This is a genomic window from Streptomyces sp. 3N207, from assembly GCF_052246355.1.
Taxonomy (GTDB): Bacteria; Actinomycetota; Actinomycetes; order Streptomycetales; family Streptomycetaceae; genus Streptomyces.
In genome coordinates, this window is sequence record NZ_JBQQBV010000002.1 from 64,218 (window position 1) to 79,567 (window position 15,350).

1 protein-coding gene (only partly in view) is annotated in these 15,350 nt (G+C 70.0%); it reads left to right on the forward strand.

This entire window lies inside a single protein-coding gene on the forward strand: locus ACTWP9_RS03380, encoding a lonely Cys domain-containing protein. The 75,168-nt coding sequence extends 22,011 nt beyond the window's left edge and 37,807 nt beyond its right edge, so the window shows coding positions 22,012-37,361 (codon 7,338, complete, through codon 12,454, partial); the first codon wholly inside the window starts at position 1. Both codon boundaries (start and stop) fall beyond the window edges.

Sequence of the window (15,350 nt, forward strand, 5' to 3'; positions counted from 1 at the left end):
GCTGTGGAACGGCACCGCGAGTCGGTGCTGGTGGCGCTGTTCGGGGAGGGGGATCAGTCCCGCGCCTCCTGGTGGCCGGAGGCCCGTGCGGCGCTGGGCCGGCTGGACGACCTGCGTGCGGCTGACCCGGAACTGCGCGGTGGTCTGCTCGACCTGGACGCGCTGGTCAAGAAGGTGCTGATGCTGGATCCGGAGGAGGAGGTGACCCCGGCCCACCGGCGGGATCTGGCGGTGTTGATGATGACACCGGAGGCGGCCAACGCAGGGAGCCTGAAGGTGCTGTCGGCGCGCTTCCTGGTCGGGAAGGGCGTATTCGACCCTATGTACCGCCTGCTTGATGCGCAGGGCCGTCCCTGGGGCTGGGACTGGAGCATCAGCGACGATGTCCCCGACGATCTGGACCTGAGCAAGACCACTGTGCTGCAGCACCACAAGAATGGGAAGGACAATTTCACGGAGGTGGAGCCGTCTCCGTGGAGTAAGAGCCACGCTGCCAAGCCCTATTTGCTGCGGACGGAAAGGGGCACTTCGTCCGGGATCCCGGTACAGGACGATCTGGGCTACATACACTTCGCGCCTCCCGGAGTGTTCGCCGAATTGATGGCCCTCGACCCCGAGCGGCCCCGGATTCCGCCCGGCACCCCCTTCCTGCTGCCCATGCCCGAGGGCGTCGCCTCGAACGAGACGGGACCTAGTACGCTCGCCGTCCGGCTCGGCTTCACCGTCTGGGCCACCACTGGCTCCCCGAAGATCGTGCGTCCGTCGAAGGACGGTCCGCAGATGCTCGCGCTCCAGGAGTGGGTGAAGCAGAGCCCGCGCGGCGACTGGCTGCGCTATGACCCAGACCTGCCCTCCCCCCCCGACGACAGTGGAGCGGGACCGAAGGCCAGGTCGTTCCCCATCCCCGGCCCTGACCACAGGCCCGGTGCCTACATTTCGGACATCCGCCTCGACTACTTGGGGGAGGATGCCTGGTGGACTGAGCGTCGGCTGGCCACGCTCGTGAAGTCCCCGCCTCGCAAGTACTACGTAGCCCGTCCCTACCCCTCGGATGAAAAAAATCCGGCCCTCTATCCCGTTGAGGCACCTTGGGGCGATAAGCCCTACCTCAGCGCGCAGCACGCCGAGTTGGGTGCGTTCATGTGGGTCAACGCCGACTGGCAGCAGGAGGGCACTGAGAGCCTGCCCGACTCCCTTGGGGACCGCCCGAGCCTGGACGGGCGCCCGCCGGAAGACCCCCATGTGCTGATTGCCTGCCATGCGGCGAAGGTTCCCGGCATCGGTGGCGCACAGCGGTCCCATCGCGCTCCCGGCCCGCTGCCGTTCGTGCCTGATCCGCTCGATCCTGCCGCCCAGAGCCCCGCCCAGCGCACTGCCACCGATCGGGAGCGAACGCATTACGCCGCCCCCAACCAGGTCCTTCTCACCGACAAGGCCATCGTTCTCCATACCGACGTCAGCGGGCGGCCGGTCCGGTTTCAAAAGTTCCCGCCGTTGCCGAAGGGCACCGGGCTGGACGCGCCGGCCCGGGTCGCCGGGCTGCACGAAGGCTCCGGACCTGCTTCGGACGAGATACGGGCACGGACTCTGCGGTTGGTAGGTGCGTTGCGCGAGCGAGGGGTCCTGGGTCCCGATGTCGAGGGGCGGGACGACTACGACACGCTGCTGAAAGGCATCGGCGTGCTCGACCGGATGCGCGAGGCAGATCCAAAGCTGAAGCGGAACGGCGCTCGCCGGTTCACCGTGGACCTGTTGGTTCAGCTCGCACACATGCACCATCTGGGACGGTTCCCGCAGGGCCAGGCCCCGAACTTCAGCCGTGACAGTTACGTGCTCCTGCTGAAAGAGGCGGCGGACAAGCTGACCGAGCCGACGGAGGCGGCGAGCAAGGAGACGAATCCGACGGCGAGCCCTTTGACCGACTGGATCGCGATGCCTCGCGTGACCGAGGCCCTTGACCGGATAGCCGCACACCCTGACCCGGAGAAATTGGTCAGGGATGTCCTGGGGCTGGATCCCGCCGCCCAGGTAGGGGAGGCGGAGTGGTCCAGACTGCTGTGGGCGGAGGTCAAGGCCCGGATAATGATGGAGGCTTCGGGCGACCCTGCCCACTTCGCCCGCAAGATGCTGCATCTGAAGGGCCCCGATCAGTCGCGCTACGGGGAAGCCCTGGATGTAGGGCGCAAGGCATTGGCCGCCGGCCGGTCCTGGAGGAATTTCTCGGAGATTGCGGCATTTCAGCTGGAGCTGGCCGGAGCCATGACTCCGTCCAACCTCCTGACCAGCCCTCTGGGTAACTCCTGGGGCCGCTTCCTGGGAGGAGTAAAGCCCCCACTGCGGCCCGGCGATTTCGACCCGACTGTCATCCTCCTGCTGGGCTATGCGCAGGGGCCCGGCGGCCTCACACTCATACCTGTCGACGTCGAGACGGCGCGCTGGTTCACTGAGATGAAGCCTCAGATGCCGTTCGTCTACTTCTTCAGTGGCAATGCGGACGGGGTGCGGATGCCCGGGCCGGTCCCCCCGAGCGAGTTCGGCGAACTGGCCTACCGGGACCCCGAATTGCTCGAACGGGACAGGAACGCCGCGGTCATCGCCGTCTCTCAGTACGGCCTTCTGACCGGCCGCCGCCCCATCGACCGCAGCACCGTCGGTGAGGGCGTCCGGAACACCTCCAAGAACTGGTGGGCCAGCAGCGCTGGGACGACCTTGTACGTCCACCCGCGGACGGGGAAGTACACCGTGGCGGTGCTGCCCGCCGAGAAGAAGGCGGGGCAGCGGGCGGTCGCTGGAACCTTCACGAAGATCACGCCGGGCGAAATCGACCGCCGCGCCCAGCAGCGTCAGGGGGCCACGCAGTCCCAGCCGGCACCGACACCTCCCGGGCCGGCGGTGACATCGGCACAGGATTCCGGCTCTGCAACCGTTTGGGCCGCCCCGGTCGCGCGGCCGACCCACACCAGCGGTATCGAGCCCGGCGCGCCCAACGCATCGGCGAGCCCCATGCACACCGTGCCCGTCCCGGTCCCCGAGCAGGGGCCTGCCGGCGCTTCCGGTCTGGTGCTGTTCGACTCCGCCTCCCGCGCCCCCGAGACGGAGCAGGGTGAGTCCGGGGCGAACGCGGAGCCGGGACCGAGCCGGTCCGGGGCGACCGCGGAGGCGGGGCCGAGCGGGACGCAGGGGGCATCCCAGGCGCCGGGGGAGGCACCGCGTACCCCGTCCGGCGAGCTGTCGCAGTACGCGCGCAGCTACGGCTCCCGGCGCGACGGGCATGTCGGCCTCGTTCTGCACGAGCCGACCCCGGACAGGGTCCTCGACGGGCTGTACCGGCAGATCATGGGGGAGCTCGGTGTCACCCCGGACAGCGACGACGGCCGCGCCCTGCGCACGCAGCTCAGCGAGGTGCTGAGCGCTGAGGAGATCGAAACGAACCGGCCGTACCTGCGCAGCCGCCAGGGCCACCGGGTCACCGTCCAGCACGGCGGACGAAACCGTGAGCTCGACGTGCGGCTGGTCTACGCCAACGGACGCAAGTCGTCGAAGTACGGCAAGAACGCCGTGGCGCTGCCCGGTGTCCAGGTGGAGCACCGATCCGAGGGGAGCCAGTCGTCCTCCTCCGTGGAAGGCTCCGGGAACGTACGCAACAGTGCCGTGCCCTGGACCCTGATCAATCTGTTTTACGGCAAGGGCGCGCTGCGTTGGAGCGACGTCACCATCTCCCCGTCCATGACGCACAACCAGCTCGCCGAGTCCGTCCAGGTCGGCGAGATACTCAGGGTCACCGGCAAGGCGTATGCCAAGGACCCCGCTCACCCGGTGGACTTCGACGGGCAGTGGCAGATCCGCCTCGACGCGCGCCGCGAGGACGACACCGAGGACACATGGCAGCCGGAGCAGTCGCACGGCACGCTCACCGCGTGGATCCCGGAGCACCGTGCCTTCGATGACGGGACCGATCCTGCGGATCTGCCCGAGCCGGCGGGCATGGACGACGACATCCCGTTGCGCGGCGTGGAGAGCGTGGGCGAGCCGCGCAGACTGCTCACCGAGATGCTCGCGGACGAGGCATTCGGCGAGTTGGCCGGGATGGGCGAGAATTCGGTGCAGGCGCTGGAGGACTTCCTCTCCGAGCGGGCGCTGGACGCCACCATGCCACTCCAGAACAGCGGTACCTCGCGACTCCAGAACAGCGGTGGTGTGTTCTCGTCCACCCTGCTGGACGCGAGCGGTATCGCGATCGGTGTGCTGGAGCTCAAGGCGCGGATCGAGCCGGGGCAGCCGATGGTGAAGAGCCCTGACGACAAGTTCTCCCTTGAGACGTGGCTTTGGCACGGCGCGAATGTGGACCACTTGGTGAAGCTCACCAGCGGGATCGGAATCCAGGGCACCGGCGGACCCACGTTCACCACCGACCACGCGCCGGAACATCCCCGCGGCTGGGCATCGTTCGGCGGAAACCTGTTCGGCAAGGCGGGCGTCAACTGGCAGGTGAACGAGGCGCTGACCGGTGGGAACACCGCGATGATGACGCATGGCGTCTACACCACGAAGAGCACTCTGCTCACTCCTGGCCGGGTCACATATGAGGTGACGCTGCACCGTGCGCGGGGTGGCAAGGTCACTGGGTCGTTCGGGCCATGGGACGACGGTCTGCGGCTGCTGCTGCCCCAGCGGAAGACCGTGCAAGGACACCGGCCGGGCCCCGGAGAGGTCCGGGAGCTGCCGGAGCACCTGGAGAACCTGGAGAGCATCGGCTACTCCGAGATCCCGTTCAAGGTCGAGGGGGCCGATCAGCTCTTCGAGCGCGCGGAGAGGTGGCTGCGGCGGGAGGGTTTCCTGCCGCCCACGGAGCACCAGGAGTCGTCTTTCCCGGCCCGGTTGGGCGAGTCGCTACGCCTCCGGTTGGGCGAGTCGCTACGTCTGGCCCAGTTGGCGAACCTGACGCGGCTGGGACAGATGCGTACGCGGCTCGCTCTTGCCCTCTCGATGCCGGAGGCGGTGGACGGCGGGCGTTCCGACTGGTTCGAGAAGCCCGGCGTCACCGGGACCCGTCGGGTGCAGTTGCGGTTCTCCGGGCCCCGCGACACGGCGCGGCCCACTGAGCACACCAGTGTGGTGCCCGATATCCACACAATCGGGTTCAGTGCGAACGAGTCGGGTGGCGGGCAGCAGCGCAGTGGGGCGCTGGGCGGTGTTCTCGGAGGCGGCGGCGGTTTCAACATCCCGGTGAGGGAGGGCGACGGGGCCCTGAACATCGGCCCCGATTACACCGGCACGGGCCAGAACGAGAGCGCCACGATTCCCGGAACGGCGACCGGCTTCGTCCAGGCAGCCATTACGGCCAAGAACGGCAGCGAAGTCTTCGAGGTCCCGCTCAGGCTCGGTCTGGATCTGTACGAGGGGAGCGAGGACGAGCCGCTCGTACGGTTCGCCGACGGCGACGCGGCCCCGACGGACGCCGATGGCCACGCGGCCCCGACGGACGCCGACGACAACGCGGCCCCGACGGACGCCGATGAGACCGGTTCCGCGAACGTCATCGAGCCGGCGCACCGGACCCCACCGCACACCGTGCCGGGCACCCTCTCGCTGCTGGTGCCGCACTACCGCACCCGCGAACCGAGCGGGGCCCCCGCCTCCGCCGGGCGCCGGCCGGGGCATGTGATCCGCCGTCCGGTCACCGACGGAGGAGAGAACGACGACTTCGTACGTCTCGGCCTGGTCGACGTGAACGGAAACCCGCTGCCGGGCCTCACGCGGCTTCCGGCGGGTGCGGTCGTCGACACCTTCCGGGGAGCCGCCGCGGTGCGGGAGGCTCTCCGCCAGATCGCCAACGGAACCTATCCGGGGCATCCTGAACCCGGACGGCTGGGACGCGCCGTACGGCGTGCCGGGGCGCTGACGGGCACGGCTGTGCACACTGCCAAGGGCGGCTTGGCGGCGATGAAGAAGGCGCTCCCCGCGCGCGTGACCGGGGCCGTCAACCAGACCGGTTCGGCCGTCAACTGGGCCGCGACGCCCGTGACACGAGCGAGCAAGGCAGTCGTCAACGGTGCCGCGGCCAACTACAAGTGGATGTCGGTGGCCGTCGCGGGGGCGGCGAGGAACGACCCGGGCACCCTGGCCGCCGAGGCACAGCACGCGTCGGTCCAGCCGGCCCAGCTTCTGTCCCGGGCGCAGCAGATCCTCGGGGGCCGCTACGTCTTCGAGACGACGCTGCCGGGCATGGCGGCGGACCAGGTCGCGGTGGTGCAGATCGAGGGCCATCTCTCCAATCCCCGGCTCCTGGGCTCGGAGGAGATGCTCATCGAAGACGAAGTGGACTCGATAGAACTGTCGGGCCAGTCCTGGAACATCGGCCGTGCCCACCAGGGCAACTTCGGGCTCATCGGCCTCCAGACACCTCCGGACCCACCGGCCCCGCCGATCCACCAGTTCAACCCGAGCGGCCGCTACACCTACTCCCGCCGCACCGACAAAGGCCGTGCGCTGAGCTCCGGTACGAAGGTCACCCGGGTCACCGTCGAGGACGGCGTCAAGAGCTGGATCGGCAGCGATGTCACGCTGCTGGTGACGGTCCGGTGGGGCACGCGCAACGTGGTCGGGAACATCGTCGGGCTGGGCAGCCACGCTCCGGTGACGGTTGCGATCGACCTGCCCGGCGGGATGACGTTCCTGGCGCCCAGCCACACGCTCGCCCGGTTCGCGCAGTGGTTCCGGGGAATGGCGGGCCTGCCGAGCACGGTGCTCCCGGCGCCGAGCATTCCGCTGCCCGACCGGTTCGCCCGGACCCGCGAGCTCGGCTTCGCGAGCGTCCTCCGGGTCACCCAGCTCGACAACACCGTGCACCGCAGGGAGCAGCGCGACCGGCTGGGCCGGGAACTGACCCGGATGATCGAGGCCGAGGCGCCGGGCATCACCCAGTCCGGAAACTCCTCCTACTGGCTGGGAGTGGCCTCCACGATCGCCCACGCCACGGAGCCGGCGGCGCTGCGCACGCTGCCCGGACTCGGCTCGGGCGGCCGTCGACTTTTCTTCCTGCACTACGCGTTCAACTCCTACCGGCTGGTCGAAGTGACCTTGCGGGCCGAGCCCGTGATGCAGACTCCGGGCCTGCGCACCGTACGCGGGCGCCCGGCCGAGGGCGGAGGCCTGGAGCGGATCAACGAGCTCACCACGCTGGAGACGGACACGTCCACCACCACCCGGACGCACCAGATCGCCGGTAATCCCATCTCCCGCTATCCGCGACCTGGTTTCACCGGCCGTACGGACCGCGAGGGCCCCTCGATCGCGCTGACCAACGCCCGGTCCCGCACTGGGCAGTCCACGGGAAGGGACGAAGACCGTTTCTGGGAGCGCGCGGATGCCGGGGCCGACTTTGATATCGACTTCAAGGTCGTCGCGTCGATCCGCTCCGGGTTGGTGGGGAGGTGGCCCGCGAACATCCCCGGCGGGCTCCTCCAGGCCGGGTTGCTGTCCCTCAAGGGGCTGGACGGCGACGTACGGGACCGGGCGACCGCCTGGATACGCCGTGTGCTGCACGGCCGACCGGAGAACACCATCGAGGTGCCGGTCGCGATGGGGCTGCGGTTCGCCGGTTCCGAGGCCGTAACGCCGCGCGACGCCGGCGTGCCCTACCCGCCGGCGCTGCTCACCCAGGACCCGCTGGCGATGTCGGCGCAGCAGGCGCAGGACCAGGGCGTACGGCCGTTCCCGGGTGGCCGGAGGCTGCTGCCGACCGGCACCACGCCGGTGCACGACTTCAACGCCTTCCCGGAGTTGACCCGCGCCCTGCACGATGTCGCCCCGGACATGGCCTTCGCTTGGGGCCTGCCCGCGGGGGCGCCCTCGTCCTCGGAGGCGGCTGCCATCCGTCTCGGCGAGCTGATCCAGGCCGGTACGATCCGAGTGAACGCGGCGGCGGATCTCACGCCGCGGATGCCCGGCGGCTGGCCCGAAAACACCACCGACGCCGAACCCACTCTCACGGTGTCCCTGTACAACCCCCGGCCCGTCACGGACAGCGGTGACATCGCCGTGGACCGGGTGCGCAAACGGACCCGTACGTCGTCGACGTCCTCCACGGCGGGCAGCTCCTTCGCGCTGGGCCAGCAGGGCACGTACAGCCTGCAGCAGAGCGACAACTGGCAGCTGCTGGCCCTGACCTTCCCGCTGGCGGCCCAGCAGCCGCACACCACCGGCTCCGGCGCCGCCGCGAGCGGCGCCGGGATGAACCGCATGCGCATCGGCCAGAGCTCCCAGCCCGAGGATGGCCGCGGCACCCGCAGTTACGAGACGGTCGTCGACACGGTCATCAGGGTGGAGGGACCCGAGGGCACCCGGTACGTCACCGGCGCGGCGACCGTGAGGCTGTGGGGACGCGACGTGCTCGGCTTCGGGGTCACCCCGGCGCGGCTCGACGCCGGGGTGTACGACCTGCCCGCGATGCTCGCCGACCAGGACGCGGACGACCTGCGGGACTGGACGCGGCATCCGGTCACCGACCTGCCAGGTGTGCTGGCCGGCCAGATCGCCGAGCAGGACCAGGCAGCGCAGCTCTGGCTGGCGCTGGGCGAGGACCCGGACGGGTCGCGGCTGGCCCGCGCCCTGTTCGTCGCCTCCCGGACGGCCGCCGAGTCCGGAAAGCCGGTCGAGCTGGTGACGCGGACCGACGAAGGGCTGCGCAATTGGCCGTTCGCCGCCGACGGCAGCCTCGCCGATGCCACCGAGGCCACCGCGGATGCCTGGGGGCAGGTGCGGGACGCGATCAACACGTACCGCAGCGCGGTCGACCGTGAGGCGACCGCGAGTTGGTTTGAGGCGCGGTTGGTGGAGCGGCAGCCCGGAGCGCTGCGGGCCCTGGAAGCCACCGGCCGTGCCGTAGAGGCCGCCGCCACCGCGTTCAGGGAGGCCGATGAGGCCGACAGTGATGCCCTCCGGACCGCCGAGGACATCCGGACGGCGCTCAGCGAGGTCCAGACCGGCATAGCGGAAATGAAGGAGCGGCTCGCGCGGCAGGAGGCAGCCGAGCGGGAGGCGCAGGTTTTGTACAACGCCGCTTACGAGGTGGAGCGGCAGTCGCGCGAGACGTGGCAGGAGGCGCAGGACGAGACGGAGCGCGTCAGGCGGCTCATCGCCGCCTCACCTGCGACCGACACCGCCGAGGTTGCCGCGCGGGAACGGACACTGGCGCAGGCCCAGGAGCGTGCCGACGCCGCCCACGCCAGGGTGACCGATGGTCCGCGGCAGCGTCTGCAGCACCAAGAAGCGATGAATGCCGCACATGAGACAGCCAACGAGATCCGTAACAACCTCGGCCAGGCACGCGACCGGGAGGCCACCCTCAGCCGGGATCTCGAACGCGCCGAGGGCGCCGTGGCCTTGGCCGGGCAGGCGCTGCTGGAGGCGGACAGGGAGTTGACTCGCACGACCGGGGCCCGCGCCGCGGCGCAGGAACAGGTCCGCGACATCGAGCAGGAACTGAACGCCGTACGGCGGACGCTGCAGAGTTACGCGGCCCTTCACGCAGACGCGTGGGGCCGACTGCCCGGCCTCGTCGGGACGCTGGCCGCCGGCCGCCGCGCGGAGGGCACCGGCGAGGGTCCGTCCCTGCTCGACTCCCTTTCCTCGGCCCCCGCCCGTTCGGCCCGGTCGCGCCCGTCCGGGGGGCGGCGTCTCCCGGCGTCGCTGCCGGGCACCGGAACGCAGCCGGCGACCACGGGCTCGGCGGGGCCGGCAGCCACCACGCCGTCGCCGACCTCGGCTTCGGCTTCGGACACGGCCCCCGCCCCGGCTTCGGACACGGCCCCCGTCCCGGCTTCGGATGCGGCCCCGGCTTCGGCTCCGGCCTCGGCTGCGGCCCCGGCTCCGGCTGCGGCTCCGGACCCGGCCTCGCGTCCGGCTGCGGCCCCGGCTGCGGCCCCGGCTCCGGCTTCGGCATCGGCGCCGGCTGCGGGTCCGGCTGCGGCCCCGGCCTCGGACATGGCCTCGGCTTCGGCCCCCGCCCGGGCCGCGGTGGCGGATCTCGCGTCGCGTCTGCCGAAGATGTCGGCGGCCGAGCGGTCGGTGAGGCTGGAGTTGTTGTCGGCGGCCGATCGTGAGGCCCTGGCCTTGGATCCGGCGCTGGTGGACGCCTTGCGCCGGGCGCTGCCCCCGGCGGAGTTCGCCCGTATGGCCGCGCAGTTGCTCGTGCGGTTGGCCGCGGGCGTGAATCTGCCGGTCTCGTCGCGTCTTGAGGCACGAGCACAGGTGGCGCGGATGCTGCAGGACCCCGAGGTGGCGGCCCAGCTGCTGACCAAGGGCTCCCGGGTGGTCGTCGTGCCCAAGGACGTGGCGGTGACGTCCCTGGAAGAGCCGTTCCGTTCCCTCGGAGCGGAGGACAAGAGCGTGGACGGCCGTGTGTACTCGACCGTGCGTGGGATCCACGGCCGGGGGCAGACCGCGGTCCCGGAAGAGAATCTTCTGGGCGAGCCCACCAGCGTGCGGGGAGCCGTGACGTACGCGTACGGCTATTCCCCGACGACGCTCGGAATCGCGGGCGCCATCCACCAACTCGCGCTGAGCGACGCCGATCGGCAGCTCATCAAGGACGCGTACCAAGCCAAGCTGGCCCAGGGGGATGCCGCCCAGTGGCCGGACGGGCCGCTGCACGACGCCTCCGGCCAGTACACCAACTATTCGTCCCAGGGCGAGTACGAGTACTTCGCGCAGCTCAGCAACGTCTATGTCGGGACGAACGAGGGGGTGGACCCCTACACCGGTGAGCGCCGCAACAACAAGGCGAAGTGGGTGCGGCAGCATGAGAAGACGCTGCTGCCGCTGCTGCAACGGCTGTACGGCACTCGGCCGAGGAGCATTCACCCCTGGCAGTCGAACCCCGCGGAGAACGAGGTCTATGAGGGCTTCCGCGCTCTGTGGGACCAGGCGGAGCACACGTACCGGCTGCTTCCGCACCATCCGGCGCCCGCTCCGCGCAGCAGTTCCGCGCCCACGCCCCAACCGCCGCGGGGCAGCTTCGAGCCCTCTACCACCAGCGGGTTCGCCAGTCTCGGGGGGATGTTGTCGGAGGCGTTGCCCGAGCCACCGTCATCCGGAGGCGACGCCCGCGAGCTCGCGGTCCCGGCGCTTGACGACCCGGTCCGGGGATTCGACCGCCCGATTCCGGATTCCGGTGGTCCGGTTTCTGGGCTTGACGACCCGCTCCCGGGTTCCGGTGGTCCGGCGCTCGGGCCGGACGGAGTGCCGACGATTGTGGTGACCTCCCCGGAGGGAGAGGTCTCCGCGCCGGACGGCGATACCGATCCGGACTCCGCCCGGGGCAACGCCTCGACACCGCCTGCCGGGCCGCGCGATCCCTCCCCGTGGTATTTCGCGCATGGCGCGATGGGTCAGGCCATCGTCCCCAAGTCGGTCGAGAACGTGGACTTCCCGGAGGACAGGGCGGACTTCTGGGCGGAACAGATCAGTTCACGTCTGGACCTGCACGGGCCCGGCCCGCACACCACTCTGCGCTCGGGGATCCGGACCGCTCTGCGCGATCTGTTGCTCACCACCGAGCCGAAGGCGTGGGACGACATCCTCGCGGCCGGCCGCACGCTGGTCGTGGACGGCCGACTGGTGTGGCTGCGCCCGATGATGCGCGATCTGACGCCCGTGCCGCAGACCAAGGGGGCAGTCAACGAGTACCCCGTCGGCTTCGCTTCCACCGAGACCGGCGGCCGGAAGGGACACGAGGTTACCCAGGGCGCGGAAGCGACGCTGATCGGCATCATCAGCCAAGCGTGGAACGGCGCCATGACGTCGCTCGGGCTACCAACCCTCCAAGTCGCGGTGGACTCCACCAGGTCCAAGGACACCGGCTGGCTCCGTAGGGTCCTGTCCGGGCGTAAGCCGTTCATCAATGACCTCAGCCGCTTCAGTGCCGGTCTCCGGATGAGCGTGTTCGTCGACGGGGAGGACGCCACACCGACCGCCGCCCACCAGGTCACCGTGCCCGACCGGATCCAGATCGGCATTCCCCCCGCCTACTCCCGCGAGGACGGGCACCGGCCCGACATCAACGCCCCCGACGCCGCCCGTCCCTTCCGAACCCGCACCTCCCGGCCCTCCCAGGCCCGCGAACTGCTCCAGGCGGTCAACCTCACTCCCGTGATCGCCGGGCTGCACCGGAACCTGCTCGCCGCAGGGCTGCCCGCCCCGACCGTGAAGAAGATCCTGGTGCAGGCCAAGATGGACCGGGCCCACGGCTTCCTGACCGAGCCGACCGCCCGCAGCCGCTACCTGTGGTGGTCCAGCGGAGACTCGTCCAACCGCATCGATGTGTCCACCGCGTTCGGGACGTTCCGGGGCCATCTGCGTATCCGCAGGGAGATCGACAGCCTTCAGTACCTCGGGGACACCAAGGTCGCCACCCGCGACGACATCGGTGCGGGCGACACCACCACCGCAGACAGTCAGGGGGCTCCGGGCGTCACGTTGGGCGCCGGGTACAACAGCCGCGGAGTCGGCGGCGGCAATCCGGCGGCCGACGTGGATGAGGGCGCCTCGGCATCCCACTCCGACACGACGTCCGTCGAAGGGACGGCCATGGTCCCGGCGTTCGGTGTGAACATCGATCTGAACCGCAGCGCCGGTCATTCCCTGGACACCTCGGGTATGAGTCACACGGTGCTCAACGACTTCGCTGAGCAGTCCCGCTACCGCGCCGGGCTGCGCCTCGAAGTGACCATGGAATCCAGCACCCACACGATCGCTCCGGTGCATGTCACCACGGAGGGTGAGCTCAGCGTCCCGCAGCGGGAAGCCGAGCACTTCGTGAAACGCACCGTCGGCTCGGAATGGACCTCTGACCTGCGCCCGGTGTCGGGTGGTCGCGATGCCCCGCGTCATCGAGTGTTCGCGTTCGGCCAGCCGAGGACGGTGCGGAGGCTGCCGATCTCCAAGCCGCCGTTCCGTTTCGGTATGGCGGTGGACCATGGCAGAAGGCTGGTGACCCCTCACCCGCGGGAGCCTCTGGCACTGGCCTCACGACGGGGCCTCGGCTTCGGCGTGCCGATCGCTCTGCCGGGCAGCGAGACCCTCCAGCCGGACCTGCGCGATGCCATCGAGCAGCTTCACATCAACGATGTCGGTGCCAAGAGGGCAAGGAAGAGCGACTGGGCCAACGCCGACCGGGACCTGGCCCTCTTCTACGGCCGCCCCGCCCTCGAAGCGGACCCGGACAAGGCGCTCCTCGGTATCCACCGGACCATCGAGGTGGGCGGACGCCGCTACAAGGTCTCCGCGAAAGCAAAATGGGGCGACCGGATCAACCGGCCCAGCCCGATGGCCGACTCCGCCGGTGAGGGCGACAACCCGGGCGACTTCTCCATGAAGGTCAACACCCGAGCCGTGGCCGGGGCGAACGCCTCCGGCGAACGCGGTACGGGATGGAAGGCAGGCTTCGCTCTCGGCGGCGGCGCCCGCCTGGCCATCTCCGAGCACGAGATCTCGTTCGGCAAACTCCACTTCACCACCCCGCCCATACGACTCCAGCTCGGTACCGTCCGGGGACTCTTCAGCTGGTCCAAGGGAAAGAGCACCAAGCTCAGCGGCGCAGCCGGAGGCTACCGCCGGACCGAGACCGCGAAGCGGGTCGACGAGCATCGCTATCTGATGTCCGTGCGATGGACGGTGACCCCCGAGACCGGGAAGCCCCGGTTCCTCAGCGGGCGCAACCCCTTCGTGGCGCGTGTCGTCGTCCCGCACGAGCATGCCCCCGAACAGCCCGTCACGCTGGAGGAGGCGCAGGCAGCGCACCGGACGGAGGCGGGGACTCAACCGCCGGACGCCGGTCGGCGACTCGATTTCTCCGGTGGCGCCCACGGGATCTACCCCGCCTTCCACTTCATGCCCGAGCTGGCCCAGCTCGGCGCCCGGATGCACGCCGAGCGGATGTACGCCAAGGAACGGAACGCGACCAAGCGGCAGCGCCTGATCGACGCCTGGCTCGACGATCCCGCGGGCTGGCCGGAGGAGATCCGCGACCTGGCTCATCCCACGGTCCTCAGCTCCCACTTCGGCGAGAGCGTCCGCCCGGACGCTTACGAGATGGAACTGCCGAAGGACGGCGATTACAAGCAGGCACTGCGCCTGCGGATCCACGCGTACGACCCGCGCGACCTCGGGTCCAGCTCGGATACCGAGGTCGAGCACTACCTCAAGTCCAACGCGATCCACGAATCCGAGCAGGAGAGCGAAAAGGCTACCGGCGTGACCGGCACCTTCGGCCCCCAGCTGCGGTTCGGCTCCGATGCGAGCAGTGATCACCCCTCCGGTCCCGGAGGCCGGCTGACCGTGCTCGGCCATGCTTCGGCGGTCAAGAACTGGGGCGGAGCAACGGCCGGGAGCGCCGGGCGGATCGACATCACGCGGGCCACCTACGGCGGGGCTATGCACACCCTGCGCACCGCCCCCGTCTTCGAACTGACCCACGTTCACTGGCGCAACGACAAACTCACCGAGGAGACCCGGTATCTGCGCGCAGACGAGGCCCTCGACCTGCTCGTGCCCAAGCGCCGGCTGTCCGACCTCCTCCCCCCTGCCACCGATACCGCCACCGACCCGGACCACCCGGACCCGGAGCGGGAATCGAACCCGCTGCCCGAGGCCCGTACCACGGCCAGCGCCCAGGCCCCGGCCACCGACCAGAACCTGGCGCCGGTCCAGGCCCCGGCCACCGACCAGAACCTGGCGCCGGCCCAGGACCCGGGGCCCGCCCAGGACCCTGACCAGGAGCAGATTTCGACCGAGGATCAGGCTCCGGCGGGGGAGGTGGCCCGGACCTATCTCGACGCCGGCCTGATACCCGGGATCGCGCACCCGGAGATTATGCGCGCCGACGACGTCCTGAAGACGATCAACGACCGGCTGCGTGCCCGGGGAGTCATCCGTACCGAGAGCGGCGAGAACTCGCCACCCCGGCCCAACCTTCTCCAGCGCTCCCTGAAGGCGTCCTACTCCTCCGACACGTTGCAGACCGAGTGGTATGCCGTTGCCAACCAGGGCCTTTCCCGCTGGTTCCCGGTGCCCGGCCCATGGGGTACCACCCGTTACCTGTGGGTGAATGTCAAGGCGACCGAGCTGAGCCGCCCCCATGGGCAGCAGCCGCGGGACGAGATGAAACTCACCCTGCGTGGCGAGTCGGTGGAGGAGGAATCCGAGAGCAGGAATTCCGGCTGGGACTTCAGCGGCGGTGTCGAAGTCCGCGCCCGTGCCGGAAACGAGAAGGGGCACGGCGGAATCGAGGCCGAGGCCGAGTACTCCGCGTCCCGGGGTACGACGGACGAGGACGCCGAGAAGAAGGTCGG